General features: G+C 64.9%; 23 protein-coding genes. 6 read left to right on the top strand and 17 right to left on the bottom strand.

Features of this window, described 5'->3' with window-relative positions; genetic code table 11:
• Positions 1-90: 90 nt before the first annotated feature.
• The gene (locus tag ACVWZ5_RS18170) at positions 91-1,290 is read left to right on the top strand and encodes a CaiB/BaiF CoA transferase family protein (protein WP_062574972.1); all 1,200 of its coding nucleotides are present in this window, start codon (positions 91-93) and stop codon (positions 1,288-1,290) included.
• A gap of 10 nt (positions 1,291-1,300) precedes the next feature.
• The gene (locus tag ACVWZ5_RS18165) at positions 1,301-2,179 is read left to right on the top strand and encodes a TIGR02285 family protein (RefSeq protein WP_062574973.1); all 879 of its coding nucleotides are present in this window, start codon (positions 1,301-1,303) and stop codon (positions 2,177-2,179) included.
• A gap of 173 nt (positions 2,180-2,352) precedes the next feature.
• On the opposite strand, the gene ACVWZ5_RS18160 is transcribed toward ACVWZ5_RS18165, so the two are convergent.
• The 6 genes from ACVWZ5_RS18160 to xerD all read right to left on the bottom strand — a co-directional run bounded on the left by ACVWZ5_RS18160 (position 2,353) and on the right by xerD (position 7,934).
• The gene (locus ACVWZ5_RS18160) at positions 2,353-2,634 is read right to left on the bottom strand and encodes a DUF3509 domain-containing protein (protein ID WP_096049474.1); all 282 of its coding nucleotides are present in this window, start codon (positions 2,632-2,634) and stop codon (positions 2,353-2,355) included.
• Between the two features lie 127 nt (positions 2,635-2,761).
• Positions 2,762-3,127 (bottom strand): hypothetical protein, encoded by a 366-nt coding sequence (locus ACVWZ5_RS18155; RefSeq protein ID WP_062574975.1) that lies wholly within the window; start codon positions 3,125-3,127, stop codon positions 2,762-2,764.
• A 155-nt stretch (positions 3,128-3,282) separates the two neighbouring features.
• The gene (thrC, locus tag ACVWZ5_RS18150) at positions 3,283-4,692 is read right to left on the bottom strand and encodes a threonine synthase (RefSeq protein WP_062574976.1); all 1,410 of its coding nucleotides are present in this window, start codon (positions 4,690-4,692) and stop codon (positions 3,283-3,285) included.
• A gap of 54 nt (positions 4,693-4,746) precedes the next feature.
• Entirely contained in the window at positions 4,747-6,051 is a 1,305-nt protein-coding gene (locus tag ACVWZ5_RS18145; protein WP_023630110.1) for a homoserine dehydrogenase, read from the bottom strand.
• 82 nt (positions 6,052-6,133) lie between these two features.
• Positions 6,134-6,883 carry a thioredoxin fold domain-containing protein gene (locus tag ACVWZ5_RS18140; RefSeq protein ID WP_028691584.1) on the bottom strand — a complete coding sequence of 250 codons (750 nt, stop codon included), beginning with the start codon at positions 6,881-6,883 and terminating at the stop codon, positions 6,134-6,136.
• 154 nt (positions 6,884-7,037) lie between these two features.
• Positions 7,038-7,934 (bottom strand): site-specific tyrosine recombinase XerD, encoded by an 897-nt coding sequence (gene xerD / locus ACVWZ5_RS18135; RefSeq protein ID WP_028691585.1) that lies wholly within the window; start codon positions 7,932-7,934, stop codon positions 7,038-7,040.
• A 68-nt stretch (positions 7,935-8,002) separates the two neighbouring features.
• Here xerD and ACVWZ5_RS18130 point away from each other — a divergent pair, with 68 nt between their 5' ends.
• On the top strand, positions 8,003-9,823 hold the full coding sequence (locus ACVWZ5_RS18130; RefSeq protein WP_062574977.1) for a cation:proton antiporter: 1,821 nt from the start codon (positions 8,003-8,005) through the stop codon (positions 9,821-9,823).
• A 19-nt stretch (positions 9,824-9,842) separates the two neighbouring features.
• Here ACVWZ5_RS18130 and ACVWZ5_RS18125 read toward each other — a convergent pair whose 3' ends face one another.
• The 6 genes from ACVWZ5_RS18125 to ffh all read right to left on the bottom strand — a co-directional run bounded on the left by ACVWZ5_RS18125 (position 9,843) and on the right by ffh (position 13,901).
• Positions 9,843-10,250, bottom strand: coding sequence for an acyl-CoA thioesterase (locus ACVWZ5_RS18125; RefSeq protein ID WP_023629813.1), 408 nt, complete (start codon positions 10,248-10,250; stop codon positions 9,843-9,845).
• A 99-nt stretch (positions 10,251-10,349) separates the two neighbouring features.
• Entirely contained in the window at positions 10,350-10,700 is a 351-nt protein-coding gene (gene rplS / locus ACVWZ5_RS18120) for a 50S ribosomal protein L19 (RefSeq protein WP_011535315.1), read from the bottom strand.
• A gap of 42 nt (positions 10,701-10,742) precedes the next feature.
• Complete coding sequence (gene trmD / locus ACVWZ5_RS18115; protein WP_028691588.1) at positions 10,743-11,495, bottom strand: tRNA (guanosine(37)-N1)-methyltransferase TrmD; 753 nt, start codon at positions 11,493-11,495, stop codon at positions 10,743-10,745.
• Between the two features lie 3 nt (positions 11,496-11,498).
• On the bottom strand, positions 11,499-12,035 hold the full coding sequence (gene rimM / locus ACVWZ5_RS18110) for a ribosome maturation factor RimM (protein WP_028691589.1): 537 nt from the start codon (positions 12,033-12,035) through the stop codon (positions 11,499-11,501).
• Positions 12,036-12,040: 5 nt separating this feature from the next.
• Positions 12,041-12,292, bottom strand: a complete 252-nt coding sequence (gene rpsP / locus ACVWZ5_RS18105) for a 30S ribosomal protein S16 (protein WP_011535318.1) — start codon at positions 12,290-12,292, stop codon at positions 12,041-12,043.
• Between the two features lie 232 nt (positions 12,293-12,524).
• Positions 12,525-13,901 (bottom strand): signal recognition particle protein, encoded by a 1,377-nt coding sequence (gene ffh, locus ACVWZ5_RS18100; protein WP_028691590.1) that lies wholly within the window; start codon positions 13,899-13,901, stop codon positions 12,525-12,527.
• Between the two features lie 218 nt (positions 13,902-14,119).
• Between ffh and ACVWZ5_RS18095 the strand changes: the two genes are divergently transcribed.
• From ACVWZ5_RS18095 to ACVWZ5_RS18085, 3 genes are all read left to right on the top strand, one after another.
• The gene (locus ACVWZ5_RS18095; RefSeq protein ID WP_062574978.1) at positions 14,120-14,929 is read left to right on the top strand and encodes a cytochrome C assembly family protein; all 810 of its coding nucleotides are present in this window, start codon (positions 14,120-14,122) and stop codon (positions 14,927-14,929) included.
• Between the two features lie 9 nt (positions 14,930-14,938).
• A complete protein-coding gene (locus ACVWZ5_RS18090; RefSeq protein ID WP_062574979.1) occupies positions 14,939-16,126 on the top strand; it encodes a transporter associated domain-containing protein in 1,188 nt (395 codons plus the stop codon).
• A 242-nt stretch (positions 16,127-16,368) separates the two neighbouring features.
• The gene (locus ACVWZ5_RS18085) at positions 16,369-17,673 is read left to right on the top strand and encodes an MFS transporter (RefSeq protein WP_084943535.1); all 1,305 of its coding nucleotides are present in this window, start codon (positions 16,369-16,371) and stop codon (positions 17,671-17,673) included.
• A gap of 70 nt (positions 17,674-17,743) precedes the next feature.
• Here ACVWZ5_RS18085 and purT read toward each other — a convergent pair whose 3' ends face one another.
• From purT to ACVWZ5_RS18060, 5 genes are all read right to left on the bottom strand, one after another.
• Complete coding sequence (gene purT, locus ACVWZ5_RS18080) at positions 17,744-18,925, bottom strand: formate-dependent phosphoribosylglycinamide formyltransferase (RefSeq protein WP_050704195.1); 1,182 nt, start codon at positions 18,923-18,925, stop codon at positions 17,744-17,746.
• Positions 18,926-18,999: 74 nt separating this feature from the next.
• Positions 19,000-19,467, bottom strand: coding sequence for a VUT family protein (locus ACVWZ5_RS18075; protein WP_062574981.1), 468 nt, complete (start codon positions 19,465-19,467; stop codon positions 19,000-19,002).
• 87 nt (positions 19,468-19,554) lie between these two features.
• Entirely contained in the window at positions 19,555-19,752 is a 198-nt protein-coding gene (locus ACVWZ5_RS18070; protein ID WP_028691596.1) for a DUF1289 domain-containing protein, read from the bottom strand.
• Positions 19,742-20,266, bottom strand: coding sequence for a gamma carbonic anhydrase family protein (locus ACVWZ5_RS18065; protein ID WP_062574982.1), 525 nt, complete (start codon positions 20,264-20,266; stop codon positions 19,742-19,744). Before ACVWZ5_RS18065 ends, ACVWZ5_RS18070 begins: the two co-directional genes overlap by 11 nt.
• Before the next feature lie 44 nt (positions 20,267-20,310).
• A complete protein-coding gene (locus ACVWZ5_RS18060; RefSeq protein ID WP_062574983.1) occupies positions 20,311-20,910 on the bottom strand; it encodes a CoA pyrophosphatase in 600 nt (199 codons plus the stop codon).
• Positions 20,911-20,941: the final 31 nt, after the last annotated feature.

Below are 20,941 nucleotides of genomic sequence, written 5' to 3'. Positions count from 1 at the left end.
CGCCAGCGCCGGATCAGACAACGCCGATATACCTGCCATCGCCGAGCTGTGATACAACCTGCCCTCACGCCCAGCCGCCACGGATGCCCCATGCCTACGCCCAGCAAACCCCTCGCCGGCCTGAAAGTCATCGAGCTCGGCACCCTGATCGCCGGCCCGTTCGCCTCGCGGATCTGCGCCGAATTCGGCGCCGAGGTGATCAAGGTCGAATCCCCCGATGGCGGCGACCCGCTGCGCAAGTGGCGCAAGCTCTATGAAGGCACGTCGCTGTGGTGGTTCGTCCAGGCGCGCAACAAGCAGTCGCTGACCCTCAACCTCAAGCACCCGGAAGGCCGCGACGTGCTCAAGCGCCTGCTGGCCGACGCCGACATCCTGATCGAGAACTTCCGCCCCGGCGTGCTGGAGAAGCTGGGGCTGGGCTGGGACGTGCTCCATAGCCTCAATCCGCGACTGGTCATGGTGCGCCTGTCGGGCTTCGGCCAGACCGGGCCGATGAAAGACCAGCCGGGCTTCGGCGCGGTCGGCGAGTCCATGGGCGGGCTACGCTACATCACCGGTTTCGAGGACCGCCCGCCGGTACGTACCGGCATCTCCATCGGCGACTCCATTGCCGCGCTGTGGGGCGTGATCGGCGCACTGATGGCCCTGCGTCATCGCGAGGTCAACGGTGGCGCGGGCCAGGTGGTGGACGTGGCGCTGTACGAGGCGATCTTCGCCATGATGGAGAGCATGGTGCCAGAGTTCGATGTGTTCGGCTTCATCCGCGAACGCACCGGCAACATCATGCCGGGCATCACACCCTCCTGCATCCACACCACCGCCGATGGCCGTCACGTGCAGATCGGCGCCAACGGCGACGCGATCTTCAAGCGTTTCATGCAGGCCATCGGCCGCGACGACCTGGCCAACGATGCGAGCCTGGCCACCAACGACGGCCGGGATGCGCGCCGCGACGAGCTGTACGGAATCATCGACCGCTGGGCCAACAGCCTGCCGCTGGCCGACGTAATGCAGGTGTTGAACGACGCCGAGGTCCCGGCCAGCCGGATCTACTCCGCCGAGGACATGCTGGGCGATCCGCAATTCCTCGCCCGCGAGATGTTCCTCCAGGCACGGCTGCCGGACGGCAAGCCGTTCAAGATGCCAGGCATCGTGCCCAAGCTGTCCGACACCCCCGGCTCCGCCGAGTGGGTCGGCCCGGCCCTCGGCGAACACACGGCCACGGTACTGGCCAGCCTGGGTTACGACGCAACCGCCATTGCCCGCCTGCGCGCGGCCGGTACGGTCTGACCCACACCCCATGGGTATCCGCCATTTGCCCATCGTGCTCTGCCTGTTGCTGACCGCTCTTGCGGGGCAGATGGCCGAGGCCAGGGAACGCCTGCTATGGTTGGTGCGCGACCTGCCGCCGTTCACCATCTTCGAAGGGCCGGCCAAGGGCCAGGGGGTGATCGACCAACTGTTGCCGATGCTGATCGCCCGGATGCCCGAGTACGACCACCGCATCGTCCGGGTCAATCGGGCCCGGGGCCTGCAGATGCTCCAGGAGCCCAGCTTCACCTGCGACCCGACCCTGCTTTGGACGCCCGAGCGCGCCAGGTATGTGCACTTTTCCCAGCCATCGCTGGGCGTGCTGAGCAGCGGCCTGATCGTGCGTAAGCAAGACCAGGCGTTGCTGGCGCCCTACCTGGAAGGCCAGCAGGTCGACCTGCAGCGCTTGCTGGCCGAAACCCACCTCAAGCTGGGGATCGTCGCCGAACGCAGCTACAGCGCGCAGGTCGACGAAGTCCTCCGGAATCTGCCTGATGCCGCGTTCAGCCGACACTATGGCAACGATGCCACGGCCAGCCTGCTGCAGATGCAGCAACTGGGTCGCCTGCAACTGGTGCTCGGCTATTGGCCCGAGATGCGTTACCTGATCCAGCAGCAGAATGGCTCGCTGGACGACTACAGCTTCCACCCCATCCTTGCCGTGAACCGCTACCAGTTCCTGCATGTGGGCTGCTCGGACACTCCCCTGGGACGCGAGGCGATTGCCCATATCGACCAGTTGCTGCCGACCCTGCGCCGCGGTACCTTGCCCGAACTTTACGCCCACTGGCTGGACCCGGGGCTGCAAGAGGACTACCTGGAGCAGGCCAGGCATTTCTTTGAACAGGGGGAGCCGTCGGCACGCTGAAACATCCTGAAGCCGATTGCCCTGGGCGGTTCTGGAATCGAGGCAAAAAGAAACCCCGGCCGCTGGGGAGGACGACCGGGGTCAAGCGAAAGCCCTTGGGACTTCCAGTGACAGTCTGGACGGTACCGGAGCAAAGCACCATTCGACGGCCCTTGCTGAATCTGATGGGTCTGTCAGGCAAAGGTTCCGTGCATCTGCCGCTGATGTTGCAAGGCGGCGATCACACAGGGTTGCAGGCGACCTTCGGCGATCTGCAAGTCACGGTGCAGTCCATCGACCAAGTCGATCAGCAACTGCTGCTCCGCCAATTGACGAGCGCAGACCTCGCGTTGCAGGATCGGCACGCCGTGCTCGTCATGGAGCGTCAATTGGCGACTGCCATGGCTATCGGCCGCACTGAGCTCGGCCTGGTATGGAGTCAGGGCGTCGTTGAGCAGTCTGCAGACTCTTTCCATCCGGATCACTCTCTGGCTAAGGTTCGAGGAAACTGACCATCGGGACCAACGGAAAGTTCGCCTTGGCCCGTTACCGCGAGCATGCGCGGCCAACATGACAGTTTCGGTGCATCCAGCCAGTGGCCGACTAGAGGCGCTCCAACACCTGTTCCAGGCCTACCATCGACATCGGCCATGGCAACTCTGCCAGCACGTTCAAACCGTACTGACGGGCCTCGAGCGCCAGGTCCATTTCCCCCGCGCCGGCGCACCCGACAAACAGCAATCCCCCCGCGCAGGAGGCCTGCATCAGGTACTTGAACAGGCGCCGGGCATAGCCCCTGGACATGCGCTGGTCGAGCACCAATACATCCACGGGGCGCTGCCGCGCCGTTGCGGTAGGCACGTCATCGGTGACCCGGACGTTGTAGACCCCCTGGGCATTGAAAGCCTGATGCAGCAACATCTGGTGGTAGGGCCGAGCCTGGTGGATAAGAACATTGAGCTGACGCATGAGCTTCCCCCGGAACAGTGTGCCTTGTGGGTTGGAACGACCACTTTAGTAGGGGTAGGTACCGAACTACATGGGAAAAGTCTGAAAGATCGAGACCCTGTGTCACGCACACAAAAAAGCCCGTCCAGGACGGGCTTTCTCGCATAGCGCTCGATTTACAGCGGTTTGCCGCGGTTGCCATGCTGGCTGACGAACGCCTGGACGGTCTTCAGGTCGTTGGCCAGCACTGTGCAGCGCTCTTCACGGCTGAACAGGTCGCTCAGGTGCGCCGGCAGCTCCAGGGCCTTGGCGACACCAGCCTTCTCCACCGCCTCGGGGAACTTGACCGGGTGCGCGGTACCCAGCACCACCATCGGCGTATCCAGGCTGCGGCGGCACTCGCGGGCGGCCTTGACGCCGATCGCGGTGTGCGGGTCGAGGACTTCACCGGTGGCCTTGAACACCTCGGCAATGGTCTCGCAGGTCTGCTCGTCGGTGACAGCCAGCGAGTCGAACAGCTTGCGCGCCTCGGTCCAGCGATCCTGCTCGACGCTGAAGCCGCCGCCTTGCTTGAAGGTGTCCATCAGTTGGGCAACCGCGGCGCCATTGCGACCGTGCAGGTCGAACAGCAAGCGCTCGAAGTTGGACGAGACCATGATGTCCATCGACGGCGACAGGGTCGGATGCAGGGCATCCTTGACGTACTGGTTGCCGCTCATGAAGCGGTGCAGGATGTCGTTGCGGTTGGTCGCCACCACCAGCTGGCTGATCGGCAGGCCCATGTTGCGCGCCAGGTAGCCGGCGAAGATGTCGCCGAAGTTGCCGGTCGGCACCGAGAACGCCACCGAACGGGCCGGGCCGCCGAGCTGCAGTGCTGCGTGGAAGTAGTAGACGATCTGGGCCATGATCCGCGCCCAGTTGATCGAGTTGACCGCCACCAGGCGGGTGCCCTTGAGGAACGACTGGTCAGCGAAGCTGGCCTTGACCATTTCCTGGCAGTCGTCGAAGTTGCCTTCGATGGCGATGTTGTGGATGTTGTCGCCGAGAATGGTCGTCATCTGCCGGCGCTGCACTTCCGACACGCGTTGGTGCGGGTGCAGGATGAAGATGTCGACGTTGTCGCAACGGCGGCAGCCTTCGATGGCGGCCGAGCCGGTATCACCACTGGTGGCGCCGACGATCACCACGCGCTCGCCGCGCTTGACCAGTACATGGTCGAGCAGGCGGCCGAGCAGCTGCAGGGCGAAATCCTTGAACGCCAGGGTCGGGCCGTGGAACAGCTCCATGACCCACTCGTTGCCGTTGAGCTGGCGCAGCGGCGCGACCGCGGCGTGGGCGAAGTTGCCGTAGGTCTCTTCGAGGATCTTCTTGAAGTCGGCGTCGGCGATGCTGCCTTCGACGAACGGACGCATCACCCTGAAGGCCAGTTCGTGGTACGGCAGGCCCGCCCAGGAGGCGATTTCCTCCTGGGTGAAGCGTGGCAGGTTCTCGGGCACGTACAGGCCGCCATCGCTGGCGAGGCCCGCCAGCAGGACGTCTTCGAAGTTCAGGGCCGGAGCCTGGCCGCGGGTACTGATATAGCGCATGGGTGCAAACCTTCGATGCTGGGCGCGGGCCGCCGTTGCGGCCCGCCGCCGGAATTAATTGAGCTGTTCGACGCGGATGCGCACGACCTTGCCGACCACGTCCTGGAGCGCTTCCAGGGCGACGATGGCGTCGTCGATGCGTTGCTCGACCACACGGTGTGTCAGCAGGATCATCGGTACCAGGCCGTCCTGCTCCTCGGCTTCCTTCTGCATGATCGACTCGATGTTGATGCCGCGCTCCGAAAGGATGCTGGCGACCTGTGCCAGCACGCCCGGGTGGTCCTTGGCCTGGATCCGCAGGTAGTAGGCACTTTCGCAGGCTTCGATCGGCAGGATCGGATGGGCCGACAGCGCGTCCGGCTGGAACGCCAGGTGTGGCACGCGGTTCTCCGGGTCGGAAGTCATGGCGCGAACCACGTCCACCAGGTCGGCGACCACCGACGACGCGGTCGGCTCCATGCCGGCACCGGCGCCGTAGTACAGGGTGGAACCGGCGGCGTCGCCGTTGACCATCACCGCGTTCATCACGCCGTTGACGTTGGCGATCAGGCGATCGTTGGGGATCAGCGTCGGGTGCACGCGCAGCTCGATGCCGTCGGCGGTGCGACGGGCCACGCCCAGGTGCTTGATGCGGTAGCCCAGGGCCTCGGCGTAGTTGACGTCGGCGGTGGTCAGCTGGGTGATGCCCTCGGTGTAGGCCTTGTCGAACTGCAGCGGGATACCGAAGGCGATGGACGCCAGGATGGTCAGCTTGTGCGCGGCGTCGATGCCTTCGACGTCGAAGGTCGGGTCGGCCTCGGCATAGCCCAGCGCCTGGGCTTCGGCCAGCACGTCGGGGAAAGCGCGGCCCTTGTCACGCATCTCGGTAAGGATGAAGTTGCCGGTGCCGTTGATGATGCCGGCCAGCCAGTTGATGCGGTTGGCAGACAGGCCCTCGCGGATCGCCTTGATCACCGGGATGCCACCGGCCACGGCGGCTTCGAAGGCGACGATGACGCCCTTCTCGCGGGCCTTGGCGAAGATCTCGTTGCCGTGCACGGCGATCAGCGCCTTGTTGGCGGTGACCACGTGCTTGCCGTTTTCGATGGCCTTGAGCACCAGGTCGCGGGCGATGGTGTAGCCGCCAATCAATTCGATGACGATATCGATCTCAGGGTTGCTCGCGACTTCGAACACATCAGCGGTAATGGGGGTACCGGTAATCTGGCAGTTCGGGTTCTGCGAGCGCATGGCAATCTGTGCCACTTCAATACCGCGCCCGGCACGGCGGGCGATCTCCTCGGCGTTGCGCTGAAGTACATTGAAGGTTCCGCCACCGACGGTCCCCAACCCACAGATGCCTACTTTGACCGGTTTCACTGTGAACTCCCCATAGAACGGCCGGCACCTGCGCCGACCGTGAAACATGCCGTCACCCCATGACGACGGCGTACTGAATTGATTACTTGCTCTCTGCCAGGGCCAGCTTGGCCACTTGCGGCGCCGGCTGGTAACCCGGAATCACCTGGCCATTCTGTAGAACGATCGCCGGCGTGCCATTTACACCAATCGACTGGCCCAGCTGGAACTGCTTGCTGACCGGGTTGGCGCACTTGGCGGCCTTGATCTCCTTGCCGTCGACCATCTTGTCCAGCGCCGCGCGGCGATCGCTGGAGCACCATACCGCCTGCAGTTGCTCGTCACCCGGCGAGCCCAGCCCCTGGCGCGGGAAGGCGACGTAGCGCACCTCGATACCGCGGCGGTTGAGTTCCGGCACTTCGGCGTGCAGCTTGTGGCAATACGGGCAGGTGGTGTCGGTGAACACGGTGATGTGCGACTTGGTTTCACCCTTGGCCGGGTAGACCACCATCTCGCCGACCGGAATGCCGTTGATCAGCTTGGCAATGCCCTGGCGCTCGGTCTTCTCGGTGAGGTTGACCGGCTTGCCGTCCTGGATCTGGAACAGGTAGCCCTGCATGACGAACTGGCCGTCGGCGCTGGCGTACAGCACGCGACCGCCCTGCAGCTTGACTTCGTACAGGCCATTGAGCGGGCTGCTGCTGACGCTCTCGACAGGCACTTCCAGCTCGAGGTTCTGCAAGGACTTGCGGATCGCCTGCTCGGCACCGGCATTGGCATCGGTGGCCGCGGCGACGGCAAAGGTACTGGCCAGCGCCAGGGCGGCGGCGGCGAAAATCTGGGTCACGCGCATGGGGTACTCCTGAAGGCGGACGGGGCCGTGGGGGCGTTGCTTGACCCTGGCGGGTGGCGAACATTCGGCCCTTGCAACAAACCGTCCAAGCCTACCACAACAAACTGGCGCAGTAGGGGTACTCAGGCACCGGTCGGCGGAACATGAAAAGCATTCATCCACGTGGATGGTGTTCGGCGTGCAACTGCTGCAGCCGGGCCTTGGCCACATGGGTGTAGATCTGCGTGGTGGACAGGTCGCTGTGGCCCAGCAGCATCTGCACCACGCGCAGGTCGGCGCCATGGTTGAGCAGGTGCGTGGCAAAGGCGTGGCGCAGCGTGTGCGGCGACAGCGGCTTGTCGATGCCGGCCACCCGCGCCTGGTGCTTGATACGGTGCCAGAAGGTCTGGCGGGTCATCTGCTCGCCGCGCTGGCTGGGGAACAGCACGTCGCTGGGGCGCCCATTGAGCAGCTCGGCGCGGCCATCGCGCAGGTAGCGCTCGAGCCACACCACCGCCTCCTCGCCCATCGGCACCAGGCGCTCCTTGCTGCCCTTGCCCATCACCCGCAGCACGCCCTGGCGCAGGTTGACCTGGTCCAGGGTCAGGCTGACCAGCTCGGTCACCCGCAGGCCACAGGCATAAAGCACCTCGAGCATGGCGCGGTCGCGCTGGCCGATGGCCTCGCCAAGATCCGGCGCCTGCAACAGGGCCTCGACATCGGCCTCCGACAGCGACTTGGGCAGGGGCCGCCCCAGTTGCGGCATGTCCACCTGCAGCGTCGGGTCGACAGCGACCAGCCGCTCGCGCAGCAGGTAACGGAAGAACCCGCGTACCCCGGAAAGAAAGCGCGCGGTCGAGCGCGGCTTGTAGCCCTGGTCGAAACGCCAGGCCAGGTGGTCGAGGATCAGTTCGCGCCCGGCATCAGGCAGTGCCACGCCGTGCTCCTGCAGCCAGCCATTGAACAGCGCCAGGTCGCTGCGATACGAAGCGCGGGTGTTGTCGGACAGCCCCTTCTCCAGCCAGAGGGCGTCGAGGAACTGGTCGATCAAGGGGTGGTCCAGTGCAGGCATGGAGACTCGGTGGCAAACGACGAAATGACGCTTAGTCTTTCATAACACGGCATGCAGAGGGAGCCCGCGTGAACGAACAGCAAATTCTTTTGAGTGTCGGCGGCATCGGCGCCGCCGCCCTGCTCTGCCAGTGGCTGGCCTGGCGCCTGAAACTGCCGGCGATCCTGTTCCTGCTGCTGTGCGGCATCCTCGCAGGACCGGTGCTGGGCTGGCTGCAGCCGCAGGCGCTGTTCGGCCCGCTGCTGATGCCGCTGGTATCGCTGGCGGTGGCGCTGATCCTGTTCGAAGGCAGCCTGACCCTGCACCTGTCGCAATGGCGAGAGATCGGCAGCGTGGTGCACCGCCTGGTCACCGTCGGTGCGCTGAGCACCTGGCTGGTGATCGCCCTGGCCACCCATTGGCTGCTGGGCTTCGACTGGCCCCTGGCGATCCTGTTCGGCACCCTGACCCTGGTCACCGGCCCCACGGTGATCGTGCCCATGCTACGGGTGGTGCGGCCGAAGGCGGCGATCGCCAACATCCTGCGCTGGGAAGGCATCGTCATCGACCCGATCGGCGCGCTGCTGGCGGTGGTGGTCTACAGCTTCATCATCGCCAGCGCCGCCGACGAAGGCCTCAGCCACAGCCTGGCGACCTTCGCCGGGGTGATCTTCTGCGGCAGTGCGCTGGGTGTTGCCGGTGGCTGGCTGCTCGGGCAGGTCATGCGCGAGCAGTGGCTGCCGGAATACCTGCACAACCTGGCCTCGCTGGCGGCGGTGCTGGGCATCTTCATCGCCGCCAACCAGATCGTCCACGAATCGGGGCTGCTGGCGGTCACGGTCATGGGCATGTGGCTGGCCAACATGCCCGGCGTGGACGTGCGACAGATCCTGCATTTCAAGGAAAACCTCAGCGTGCTGCTGATCTCCGGCCTGTTCATCCTCCTGGCCGCGCGGCTCGACCTGCACGCGCTGCTGGCCCTGGGGCCGGCGGTACTGGGACTGCTGCTGGTGATCCAGTTGCTGGCGCGACCGCTGAACGTGCTGCTGTCGACCCTGGGCTCGCCACTGAGCTGGCGGGAACGGGCATTGCTGGCCTGGATCGCGCCACGAGGCATCGTGGCGGCGGCCGTATCGGCGATTTTCGCCATTCGCCTGGACCAGGCCGGGCACGAAGGCGCACTGCTGCTGGTGCCGCTGACCTTCGCCGTGATCATCGGCACCGTGGTGCTGCAAAGCGCCACCGCCAGGCCCCTGGCGCGCCTGCTGAAGGTGGCGGAACCGGCGCCGAGCGGGTTTCTCGTGGTCGGCGCCAACCCGCCTGCGCGGGTCATCGCCAAGGCCCTGCAGCAACTGGGCTGCCGGGTGCTGCTGACCGACTCGAGCTGGGAGAACATCCGCGCCGCGCGCATGGACAACCTGCCGACCTACTTCGGCAACCCCGCCTCGCAGCACGCCGACGCCCACCTCGACCTGGTCGGCCTGGGCCATCTGCTGGGGCTGTCACCGGCGGGCGAGCTCAACGCCCTGGCCTGCGCGCGCTTTCGCCATGACTTTGGCCAGGCCCGATTGTTCGTGCTGGCCAGCGGCCTGGAAAAACAGCGCAGCGACAAGCACCGGGCCAGCGAGGAGCATCGCGGGCAATTGCTCGGGTCGAGCCCGATGACCTATGGGCAACTGGCCAAGCTGCTGCACCAGGGTGCCGAGCTGTACAGCACGACGTTGACCGAGGCCTTCTGCTGGGACGACTACCAGCAACTGCATGGCCCGCGCGCCACGCTGCTGTTCGCCCGGGACGGGCAAGGCTGGGTGCATGTGGCCAGCCCGGACAACCCGCTCAAGCCGCAGCCTGGGTGGACACTGGTGGCGCTGGTGGAGCCGGAGCTGACCGAGCAGCCCGTAGCGCATTGACTCATGAGTGGCCCGGCAATCAGGCCAACGGCAGCACCGGCACCGGGCGCTTGTCCTCGTCGATGGCAACGAAGCTGAACACGCCATGGATCGCCCGCTCCCGCCCGTCGAGGTACATGTTCTCGACGAACACATCCACCTGCACCTGCAGGCTGGTGTTGCCGACCTTGATCACCGTGCCCACCAGCTCGACGATCGAACCGGCCGGGATCGGGTGCTTGAAATCGATACGATCGGTGGACACGGTCACCAGTGGCAGCCGGCAGAATCGGGTGGCGGCAATGAACGACACTTCGTCCATCCACGCCAGGGCGGTACCGCCGAACAAGGTGTTGTGGTGGTTGGTGGTGTTGGGGAACACCGCTTTGGTCACGCGGGTCACCGACAGCTCGGTGCGGCGCTGGATTTCCTGGTCTCGGGTGGTCATTTTCGGTCACATCGCAAGGGCGGGTTTCAGAAAGCAAAAAAGCAGCCCGAAGGCTGCTTTTTTCTCGCAAGGCGGCCTAGGCCGCCAGGCAAACTGTACTCAGGACAGTTTTTCCTTGATGCGAGCGGCTTTGCCGGACAGGTCGCGCAGGTAGTACAGCTTGGCTTTACGCACGTCACCACGACGTTTCACGGCCAGGCTGTCGATCTGCGGGCTGTAGGTCTGGAAGGTACGCTCTACGCCAACGCCGCTGGAGATCTTGCGCACGGTGAAGGCGCTGTTCAGACCGCGGTTACGCTTGGCGATAACGACGCCTTCGAACGCCTGCAGACGCGAGCGGTCGCCTTCCTTCACTTTAACCTGGACGACAACGGTGTCGCCTGGTGCGAAAGTCGGGATCTCTTTGCTCATCTGCTCGGCTTCGAGCTGCTGGATGATCTTGTTGGTCATGCTGTGCTCCTAAGATGGATACTTGATCCACCATCGATACGTTTAACTATCGTCCCGCTCGCGGATGTATTCCTCGAGCAGCTTCTTCTCTTCTCCAGAAAGCGAGCGACTTTCCAGAAGATCGGCGCGTCGTTCGAAGGTCCTACCAAGGGACTGCTTCATCCGCCAACGCCGGATATGTGCATGGTTGCCACTTAGCAACACGTCGGGAACACGCTGATCCGCATACACCTCAGGTCGGGTGTAGTGCGGGCAATCCAGCAGACCGTCGGTGAAAGAGTCTTCCTCCGCCGAGTCCACATGCCCTAAAGCTCCGGGCAGCAGTCGTGTAACCGCATCGATCAGTACCATGGCCGGCAGCTCGCCACCGGAAAGCACATAGTCGCCAATCGACCACTCCTCATCGACATGAGCCTCGATAAAGCGCTCGTCGATGCCTTCATAACGACCGGCGATCAGGATCAACGACTCCTGTTCGGCCAGGCCTTTGACCGCTTGCTGGGTCAGCTTGCGGCCTTGTGGCGAAAGGTAGATCACCTTTGCCGATGCTCCGGTCGCCTGCCTGGCGCTAACCAGGGCGTCTTCCAGAGGCTTGATCTTCATCACCATGCCCGGGCCACCGCCAAACGGCCGATCATCTACCGTGTGGTGACGATCTGTGGTGTAGTCCCGCGGGTTCCAGCAGGTCACTTGCAGCAACCCCTGTTTCACCGCGCGGCTGGTAATGCCGTACTCCGTGATGGCCGAGAACATCTCGGGGAACAACGTGATGACGTCTACGCGAAGGTTACCCATCGTCTAGAAGTCCGCGTCCCACTCAACCCGCATCACGCCTGCTTCCAGGTCGATTGCCAGCACGCATTGCCCGGTGTAGGGCAACAGACGCTCGCGATCATCCAGGCTGCCTGCGCAGGGTTTGACCACCATTACATCGTTCGCGCCGGTCTCCAACAGGTGATCGATCTTGCCGAACAGCTGTTCGTCCTGATTGATGACCTTCAGGCCCACCAACTGGTACCAGTAGTACTCGTCGGCTGCCAGGTTGGGCAAAAGGCTCCGCGGTATGCAGATTTCGTAACCGCTCAGAAGACGGGCTTCATCACGATCATCGAGGCCTTTGAGTTTTACGACCAGGCCCTTCTGGGAGCCACGACCGCTGACCAGCTCGACCTGTTTTACCTTGCCTTCGTGCTTGAGCGTCCAGCGCGGATAATCCAACAGGTTTTCAATCGGATCGGTAAAGGAATACACCTTCACCTCGCCGCGAACGCCGTGAACCGAAAAAATCTTGCCAACGACGATGAGGTCGTCAGCCTTTTCTGGCGTCGCGTTCATACTGCTCAGGCTGCAGCCTTGGCAGCTTCCTTCAGCAGCTGAGCAACGCGCTCAGACGGCTGTGCGCCCTGGCTCAGCCAGTAGGTGACGCGCTCTTGGTTGACCGACAGCTTGACTTCGGCGCCCGATGCGATCGGGTTGAAGAAGCCAACGCGCTCAACGAAACGGCCGTCACGGGCGTTACGCGAGTTGGTCACGGTCAGGTGGTAGAATGGGCGCTTTTTCGAGCCGCCACGGGCCAGACGAATGGTTACCATGTGAACATCGTTCCTATAGTCGGTGCTGCAAAACTGAATGCCCAATGGGCACACGGGTGCCCAAAAGGCCGCATATTCTCGGGGAATACACGGACATTTGCAAATGCCTTTTTCGGCAATGCCAGGGCCTGCCGCTCAGTTCTGCCGGTTTGGGCCACCTCGCGGCGGCCATGATCCCGCCGGAGCGGGGGTCTGGCGGGCTTCCTCATATAAGGAAGCCCGCCGGAATCTTTTACAGTTTCGGCATGCCGCCACCCGGCAGCATCCCGCCAAGGCCACGCATCATCTTGGCCATGCCGCCCTTGGCGGAGAATTTCTTCATCATCTTCTGCATCTGCTTGTGCTGCTTGATCAAGCGGCCGATGTCCTGCACCTGGGTGCCGGAACCGAGGGCGATGCGGCGCTTGCGCGAACCGCTGATCAGGTCGGGGTCGCGACGCTCGGCCGGCGTCATGGAGTTGATGATCGCCTCCATCTGCTTGAACTGCTTCTCGGCCGCGCCCTGGGCATTGCCCATCTGCGACAGGTTCACGCCACCGATGCTCGGCAGCTTGTCCATCAGGCCGCCGAGACCGCCCATGTTCTTCATCTGCTGCAGTTGGTCGCGGAAGTCCTCGAGATCGAAGCCCTTGCCCTTCTTCAGCTTCTTGGCCAGCTTGTCGGCCTTGGCCTTGTCGATGTTCTGCTCGGCCTGCTCGATCAGGCTGAGCACATCGCCCATGCCGAGGATGCGCGAGGCAATGCGATCAGGGTGGAACGGTTCCAGGGCCTCGGTCTTCTCGCCCATGCCGATGAACTTGATCGGCTTGCCGGTGATGGCGCGCACCGACAGCGCGGCACCGCCACGGGCGTCGCCGTCGACCTTGGTCAGCACCACGCCGGTGAGCGGCAGGGCGTCGCCGAAGGCCTTGGCGGTGTTGGCCGCGTCCTGGCCGGTCATGGCGTCGACCACGAACAGGGTCTCGATCGGCTTGACCGCAGCGTGCAGGGCCTTGATCTCGTCCATCATGTCGGCGTCGACATGCAGTCGACCGGCGGTATCGACGATCACCACGTCGATGAACTTGAGCTTGGCCTCGCGGATCGCCGCCTCGGCGATGGCCACTGGCTTCTGGCTGATATCGGACGGGAAGAAAGTCACCCCGATGTCGTTGGCCAGGGTTTCGAGCTGCTTGATCGCCGCCGGACGGTAGACGTCGGCCGACACCACCATCACGCTCTTCTTCTTGCGCTCTTTCAGGTGACGCGCCAGCTTGCCGGCGGTGGTGGTCTTACCGGCACCTTGCAGACCGGCCATCAGCACCACGGCAGGCGGCGCGGCGTTGAGCGTCAGCTCTTCGTTGGCCGCGCCCATCAGGCTTTCCAGCTCGGCCTGGACGATCTTCACGAAGGCCTGGCCTGGCGTCAGGCTGCGCGACACCTCGGTGCCGACCGCGCGCTCCTTGACGCTGTTGACGAAATCCTTGACCACCGGCAGGGCGACGTCGGCCTCGAGCAGGGCCATGCGCACTTCGCGCAGCGTGTCCTTGATGTTGTCTTCGGTCAGCTTGGCCTTGCCGGTGACATGGCGTAGCGTCTGTGACAGGCGGTCGGTCAGGTTTTCGAACATGGTGATCCTTTCAGGCCCAGTGAAGCCGAGGTTTTTCAGATGCCCAGGTGAACATGTACACGCGCCGGGCAGAGCAAGGCGGCGATTATAGCGGAGACTGCTTCCTGCGCACACCTCGCTCGGGACCACCGGCTAGCCCCGCGATTGACACGCAGTCTTCCTTGCCCACCGCGATCTATGCCAAACTCCGTCCCTTTAGGGCTTGCCTGCCAGGACTTATGCTCTCTTCACCCAGCCTCATCCCCAATCTGCTCGCCGCCTTCCTCTATCTGGCCGCGTCCGTCTACCAGGCCACCGGGCTGGCCCGTGGCGCCCGCGCCGACAAACGGCTGCTGGGCCTGCTCGGCACGCTGGCGGTGGTCGCCCAGGGCGGCGCCCTGTTCTTCCAGTTGATCACGCCCCTGGGCCTGAGCCTGGACTTCTTCAGCGCCGCCAGCCTGATCGCCGTGGCGGTGATCGGCCTGACCCTGCTCGCCTGCCTGAGCATCCCGGTGGAGAACCTGCTGGTGCTGCTGTTCCCGCTTGGCGCGGTGACCGCGCTGCTGGCCCAGTTCGCCCCGCCCGGCACGGTGCCGCTGATCAACGAAGAGCCCGGCATTCTCGCGCACATCCTGCTGTCGATCCTGGCCTACGGCCTGTTCACCATCGCCGTGTTCCAGGCCCTGCTGCTGTTGCTGCAGGACCACCAGCTCAAGCACAAGCATCCGTCCGGGCTGATCCGCAACTTCCCGCCGCTGCAGACCATGGAAAGCCTGCTGTTCGGCTTCCTCTGGGCCGGCTGGGTGCTGCTGTCGCTGTCGCTGATCTCCGGCTGGCTGTTCCTCGACAACCTGTTCGCCCAGCATCTGGTGCACAAGACCCTGCTGGCCTGCGTGGCCTGGGTCGTGTTCAGCGTGCTGCTGTGGGGCCGTACCCGCCTCGGCTGGCGCGGGCACAAGGCTATCCGCTGGACCCTGGCCGGCTTCTGCCTGCTGATGCTGGCCTATTTCGGCAGCAAGCTGGTCCGCGAATTCATCCTGCATATCTGACGGTCGCCCATGGACACCCTGCCGTACGCCCCGCTGCTCGGCATCATCGCACTGGCGCTGCTGTGGTCGGCGTTGTTCACCGCGGTCGACAGCGCCCGCCAGCAAGCCACTGGCCAGGGCGACGCCACCCTCCCCGCCCAGGGCCTGGTGCTCGGCGCCAGCCTCGGCAAGTTACTGGTGCTGGGCCTGGCCTGCCTGATCGGCCAGCGCTACGACGGTGAGCACGGTTTCTGGCTGGCGGGCCTCGGGGCCGCCTTCACCCTGCTGGTGCTCGCCGACTACCTGCCGCGCCGCCTGGCCCGCCGCGACCCGCAAGCCTTCCTGAGCCTGGGCGGTAACCTGCTTAAATGGCCGCTGGCGCTGCTGCAGCCGCTGGGCTGCCTGCTCGACGGCTGCGCCAAGCAGATCCTGCGCCCGTTCCGCGCGCAACCCACGGCGGTGGCCCTGCATCCGCAAGCAGACGACGACTTCGACGAGGACGGCCCGGCTGACAGCACCCGCCACGGACTGCTCGAAGGCCTGCAGGCACTGGACAAGATCACCGTCAACGACATCCTGGTGCCACGAAACGAAGTCGATGGCATCAACCTCGACGACCCCATCGAACGCATCATCGAGCAACTGATCGTCAGCCGTCACACCCGCCTGCCGGTCTACCACAACGACATCAACCAGGTCGAAGCGGTACTCAACACCAAGCTGATCAGCCACCTGCTGCCGCGAGCCGAGCTGACCCCGGAGAAACTCCAGGCGGCCTGTTACGAACCCTACTTCGTCCCCGAAAGCACTCCGCTGCAGATGCAGTTGCTGAACTTCCACAAGCAGCAGCGGCGCATGGGCGTGGTGGTGGACGAGTACGGCGAGGTGCTGGGCATCGTGACCCTGGAGGACATCCTCGAGGAGATCGTCGGCGAGTTCGAGGACGAGCAGAGCCTGGACAACCCTCACGTCCACCCCCAACCCGACGGCCGCTTCGTCATCGAGGGGACAGCCTCGCTGCGCGAGATCAACCGCACCCTTGGCTGGCACCTGCCCTGTGACGGCGGGCCGAAAACCCTCAACGGGCTGGTCACCGAGGCATTGGAAAGCATCCCGGCAAGCGCGGTCTGCCTGAAAATTGGCAGATATCGGCTGGAAATCCTCGAAACCGAGGACAATTGCGCGAGCAAGGTACTGGTCTGGACACTGACTCGCTAGCTATACTCGAAACACGCTTACCCAGCCCTACCGTCCCGCCCGCTACCCGCACCCGGCGCCCGACGGCCAGTCCGCACCACTGACATGCCCCGCGGTCCTGCTTCAGCACCCCGAACAGCAACCGCTCACCGCCTATCCCCTGGGCTATCGTCAGTCGCGCGACCAACAACAATACGCTCCGGCTCCCGTGTGCCCGTCACATGGGCCGTGCCCCATGGAGCATGACTGTCAGGGACCTTCGCATGACTACCAGCAGCACCTACGCCGAACCTGCCTCGGCAACACCGGTCAATTCGCCGGCCCGGGTGGCCACCGCCAGCTTCATCGGCACCGCCATCGAGTTCTACGATTTCTATGTCTACGCCACCGCCGCCGCACTGGTGATCGGGCCGGTGTTCTTCCCGTCCGGCTCCGGCACCGCGCAGATGCTCGCGGCCTTTCTCACCTTTGGTATCGCCTTTCTCGCCCGCCCGCTGGGCTCGGCGCTGTTCGGCCACTTTGGCGACCGCATCGGGCGCAAGTCGACGCTGGTCGCCTCGCTGCTGCTGATGGGCGTGTCCACCACGCTGATCGGCGTGCTGCCCGGCTATGACAGCATCGGCGTCTGGGCGCCGATCATCCTTTGCCTGCTGCGCTTCGGCCAAGGCCTGGGGCTGGGCGGCGAATGGGGCGGCGCAGCGCTACTGGCCACCGAGAACGCGCCACAGGGCAAGCGCGCCTGGTTCGGCATGTTCCCGCAGCTGGGCCCGTCGATCGGCTTTCTCGCCGCCAACGGCCTGTTCCTCACCCTGGCCCTGGTGCTCAGCGACGAGCAGTTCCGCGAATGGGGCTGGCGCATTCCGTTCCTGCTCAGCGCGGCGCTGGTGCTGGTGGGCCTGTACGTGCGCCTGAAGCTGGAGGAAAGCCCGGTGTTCGCCCAAGCGGTCGCCCGTCACGAACGGGTGAAGATGCCGGTGGTCGACCTGTTCGCCCGCTACTGGCTGCCGACGCTGCTGGGTGCCGCGGCCATGGTGGTGTGCTACGCGCTGTTCTACATCTCCACGGTGTTCTCGCTCAGCTATGGCGTGACCACCCTCGGCTACAGTCGCGAGACCTTCCTCGGCCTGCTGTGCTTCGCGGTGGTGTTCATGGCCCTGGCCACGCCGCTGTCGGCCTGGCTCAGCGACCGTTATGGGCGCAAGCCGGTGCTGGTGGTCGGCGGCCTGCTGGCGATCGCCTCGGGCTTCACCATGGAGCCGCTGCTGACCTCGGGTTCGACCACGGGCGTGGCGCTGTTCCTGGCCATCGAGCTGTTCTTGATGGGGGTGACCTTCGCGCCGATGGGCGCGCTGCTGCCCGAACTGTTCCCGACCCATGTGCGCTACACCGGCGCCTCGGCGGCCTACAACCTGGGCGGCATCGTCGGCGCCTCGGCGGCACCGTTCTTTGCCCAGAAGCTGGTGAGCATGGGGGGATTGAGCTGGGTGGGAGGGTATGTGTCGGTGGCGGCGGTGATCAGCCTGATTGCCGTGTTGTGCCTGAAAGAGACGCGCAATACCGAGCTTTGAAGCAATCGCGGGGCAAGCCCGCTCCCACGCCAGGCTGATACTGGCGTGGGAGCGCCGCGATCGTTGCAGATCAGAACTCGACCTTGACCGCCTGCGAAGCACGGGTCGCTTTGGCTCGCGCCGCCTCGACCGACTCGTCACGGGCCAGGCACACGCCCATGCGGCGGGTGCCGTTGATCTCCGGCTTGCCGAACAGGCGAATGGCGGTATCCGGCTCGCTCAGGGCGGCGCCGAGGTTGGCGAAGCTGGTCTGCTGCGACTGACCTTCCGGCAGGATCACCGCCGAGGCGGATGGACCGAACTGGCGCACCACCGGGATCGGCAGGCCGAGAATGGCCCGGGCATGCAGGGCGAACTGCGACAGGTCCTGGGAGATCAGGGTCACAAGGCCGGTGTCGTGCGGACGCGGCGAGACCTCGCTGAACCACACCTGGTCGCCCTTGACGAACAGCTCCACGCCGAACAGACCACGCCCGCCCAACGCGTCGGTGACCGCCTGGGCCACCCGCTGCGACTCGGCCAAGGCCTTCGGGCTCATGGCCTGGGGTTGCCAGGACTCCTGGTAGTCGCCCTTCTCCTGACGGTGACCGACCGGCGCGAGGAAGGTGGTGCCGCCCACATGGCGCACGGTCAGCAGGGTGATCTCGTACTCGAAGTCGATGAAGCCCTCGATGATCACCCGGCCCTTGCCGGCGCGGCCACCTTCCTGGGCATAGTCCCAGGCCTTGCGCAGGTCATCGTCGCCGCGCAGCAGGCTCTGGCCCTTGCCCGACGAGCTCATCACCGGCTTGACCACGCACGGGTAGCCCAGGTCGGCCACGGCCTTGGCGTAGTCCTCGTAGGTGTCGGCGAAGTGATACGGCGAAGTCGGCAGGTCGAGTTCTTCGGCAGCCAGGCGGCGGATGCCTTCGCGGTTCATGGTCAGCTGGGTAGCGCGGGCGGTGGGCACCACGTTGAAGCCTTCGTTTTCCAGCTCGACCAGGGTGGCGGTGGCGATGGCCTCGATCTCGGGCACGATGTAGTGCGGCTTCTCAGCCTCGATCACCGCGCGCAGGGCGACGCCGTCGAGCATGTTGATCACATGGCTGCGGTGCGCGACCTGCATGGCCGGCGCGTTGGCGTAACGGTCCACGGCAATCACCTCGACACCCAGGCGCTGCAGCTCGATCACCACTTCCTTGCCCAGCTCGCCGCAGCCGCACAGCAGTACACGGGTCGCGGTGGGCGACAATGGGGTTCCGATACGGGTCATTTCAGGTCCTCGAAGGCGTCCGGGGCCGCGCCACGCTGGCTGCCGCCCGCTGAAAAATGGACCGGTATTCTACATCAGGATGTGGCCACCGCGCGCCGTGCCCGCCAGGCCATGATCAACCAGACCGCCGTTACCCCGGCGAACTTCGAGGCCAGCGCCGTGCCGATCACCGCCGGGGTCAGCGCGCCGATCATGCCGAAGAAGATGAAGGTGTCGACCGGGATGCTCAGCGCCGAACTCAGCCACAGGCGGTCACGCAAGGGCCGTCGGGTGATGCTGAACACCAGCCAGTCGATCAGCTCGGAGACGAAGAACGCGGTGGCGCTGGCCAGGGCGATGGCCGGCTCCGACGTCGCGTAGGACAGCACCAGCGCCGCCAGCATGGCCAGCAACGCGCCGTGGCCGTAGCGGGTCTGCACCATGTCGCGCAGGATGAACACCAATCCGCCCCAGGCGGACCAGATCACGTCCAGGTGCGGCGCGCTGGAAAAGGCGTAGTTGATCAGCACCACGCTGCTGATGTAGGCGATGAGATAGAACATGGTCTTTGCGTTCGGTGGGCCAGCCGCACAGATTAGCGCCGGCCCCATCGCGGGACAAGCCCGCTCCCACGCCACCGGCGTCCAGTATTACAGGCCAATCACCAGACCCGCCGCCAGCGCCCGCTCATGGCACTTCTTGAGCACCTCCCGGCGCTGCTCGTTATCCATCCGCCCCCAGCGGGTGATCTCGTCCACCGTGCGCTGGCACCCGGTGCAGATATCCTGCTCGTCCAGCGCGCAGATGCTGACGCAGGGCGAGGCCACGGGCCGTTCGTCAGTCTTCATCGATCACCAGCTCGCGCGCATAGCGCTGGGCGTTGTGCACGTAGTGCGCGGCGCTGGCCTCGAGCATGCGCTTCTGCTGCTCGGTAAGCTCGCGCACCACCTTGCCCGGCGAGCCCATCACCAGCGAACCGTCGGGAATTTCCTTGCCTTCGGGGATCAGCGCATTGGCGCCGATGATGCAATGCTTGCCGATCCGCGCCCCGTTGAGAATCACCGCGTTGATGCCGATCAGGCTGTAGTCGCCGACCGTGCAGCCGTGCAGCATGGCGTTGTGGCCGATGGTCACGCCACGGCCGATGGCCAGCGGCGCACCCATGTCGGTGTGCATCACCGTGCCGTCCTGGACGTTGCTGTCCTCGCCGATGTCGATCAGCTCGTTGTCGCCGCGCAGCACCGCGCCGAACCAGACGCTGGCGCGGGCCTGCAGGCGCACCTTGCCGATCAGCGTGGCGTTGGGCGCGGTCCAGCTCTCGGGGTGGGTCTCGACCCGCAGGTCGCCCAGGCGGTATTTCATGTATCGCTCCTCACGGTTGAACGCGGTGGCGGGGTGTACCCCGCTCAGTTCTTGATGAAACGCTCGGGTGGCTGGTGCAGGCTGATGCCGGCATCGAACAGCAGGTTGACCAGTTCGACGATCATGATCGCCGACAAGCCCCAGATCTTGTAGTCGCCGTAACGGTAGCTGGGCACGTACCAGCTGCGCCCCTGGTAGTCGATGCGATGGGTGTGATCACGGGGATCCTGACGGAAGAACGCAAGCGGCACGGTGAACACTGCGGCAATTTCGGCATCATTGGCGCGGTACTCGACATAGTCGGGGATCAAACCGACGAACGGTGTCACCTTCAGGCCGTGCAACGAGATCACTGGACTGAGCGGCCCGAGCACCTCGACCAACCCGGGCGGCAGGCCGATTTCTTCCTCGGCCTCGCGCAGGGCGGTGAACACCAGGTCGGGGTCTTCCGGATCGCGCCGACCGCCTGGAAAGGCAACTTCGCCGCCGTGGGTCGACAGGCCCTGGGCGCGCAGGGTCAGCACCAGCTCCGGCTCTTCACTGCGGGTAATGGGCAACAACACCGCCGCTTCGGGGAAACGGCGGTCCGTCTCCAGTGACGCGGGGGTATGGTTGCTCATTCGGCGAAGAAGCTCGTCCAGCATTACGCACTCTCGTGTCCAAGGCCTGCCCTGC

The organism is Pseudomonas sp. TE6283 (assembly GCF_054060555.1).
Note: the sequence above shows the minus strand (reverse complement) of the source record. Positions and strands in the feature narration are given on the sequence as shown.

What these genes read in the sequence shown, in the direction of transcription:
- ACVWZ5_RS18170 (WP_062574972.1), top strand. Translation starts at nt 91, where the DNA reads ATGCCTACGCCCAGCAAACCCCTCGCCGGCCTGAAAGTCATCGAGCTC.
- ACVWZ5_RS18165 (WP_062574973.1), top strand. Translation starts at nt 1,301, where the DNA reads ATGGGTATCCGCCATTTGCCCATCGTGCTCTGCCTGTTGCTGACCGCT.
- ACVWZ5_RS18160 (WP_096049474.1), bottom strand. Translation starts at nt 2,634, where the DNA reads ATGGAAAGAGTCTGCAGACTGCTCAACGACGCCCTGACTCCATACCAG.
- ACVWZ5_RS18155 (WP_062574975.1), bottom strand. Translation starts at nt 3,127, where the DNA reads ATGCGTCAGCTCAATGTTCTTATCCACCAGGCTCGGCCCTACCACCAG.
- thrC (WP_062574976.1), bottom strand. Translation starts at nt 4,692, where the DNA reads ATGCGCTATATCAGTACCCGCGGCCAGGCTCCGGCCCTGAACTTCGAA.
- ACVWZ5_RS18140 (WP_028691584.1), bottom strand. Translation starts at nt 6,883, where the DNA reads ATGCGCGTGACCCAGATTTTCGCCGCCGCCGCCCTGGCGCTGGCCAGT.
- xerD (WP_028691585.1), bottom strand. Translation starts at nt 7,934, where the DNA reads ATGCCTGCACTGGACCACCCCTTGATCGACCAGTTCCTCGACGCCCTC.
- ACVWZ5_RS18125 (WP_023629813.1), bottom strand. Translation starts at nt 10,250, where the DNA reads ATGACCACCCGAGACCAGGAAATCCAGCGCCGCACCGAGCTGTCGGTG.
- rplS (WP_011535315.1), bottom strand. Translation starts at nt 10,700, where the DNA reads ATGACCAACAAGATCATCCAGCAGCTCGAAGCCGAGCAGATGAGCAAA.
- trmD (WP_028691588.1), bottom strand. Translation starts at nt 11,495, where the DNA reads ATGGGTAACCTTCGCGTAGACGTCATCACGTTGTTCCCCGAGATGTTC.
- rimM (WP_028691589.1), bottom strand. Translation starts at nt 12,035, where the DNA reads ATGAACGCGACGCCAGAAAAGGCTGACGACCTCATCGTCGTTGGCAAG.
- rpsP (WP_011535318.1), bottom strand. Translation starts at nt 12,292, where the DNA reads ATGGTAACCATTCGTCTGGCCCGTGGCGGCTCGAAAAAGCGCCCATTC.
- ffh (WP_028691590.1), bottom strand. Translation starts at nt 13,901, where the DNA reads ATGTTCGAAAACCTGACCGACCGCCTGTCACAGACGCTACGCCATGTC.
- ACVWZ5_RS18095 (WP_062574978.1), top strand. Translation starts at nt 14,120, where the DNA reads ATGCTCTCTTCACCCAGCCTCATCCCCAATCTGCTCGCCGCCTTCCTC.
- ACVWZ5_RS18090 (WP_062574979.1), top strand. Translation starts at nt 14,939, where the DNA reads ATGGACACCCTGCCGTACGCCCCGCTGCTCGGCATCATCGCACTGGCG.
- ACVWZ5_RS18085 (WP_084943535.1), top strand. Translation starts at nt 16,369, where the DNA reads ATGACTACCAGCAGCACCTACGCCGAACCTGCCTCGGCAACACCGGTC.
- purT (WP_050704195.1), bottom strand. Translation starts at nt 18,925, where the DNA reads ATGACCCGTATCGGAACCCCATTGTCGCCCACCGCGACCCGTGTACTG.
- ACVWZ5_RS18075 (WP_062574981.1), bottom strand. Translation starts at nt 19,467, where the DNA reads ATGTTCTATCTCATCGCCTACATCAGCAGCGTGGTGCTGATCAACTAC.
- ACVWZ5_RS18070 (WP_028691596.1), bottom strand. Translation starts at nt 19,752, where the DNA reads ATGAAGACTGACGAACGGCCCGTGGCCTCGCCCTGCGTCAGCATCTGC.
- ACVWZ5_RS18065 (WP_062574982.1), bottom strand. Translation starts at nt 20,266, where the DNA reads ATGAAATACCGCCTGGGCGACCTGCGGGTCGAGACCCACCCCGAGAGC.
- ACVWZ5_RS18060 (WP_062574983.1), bottom strand. Translation starts at nt 20,910, where the DNA reads ATGCTGGACGAGCTTCTTCGCCGAATGAGCAACCATACCCCCGCGTCA.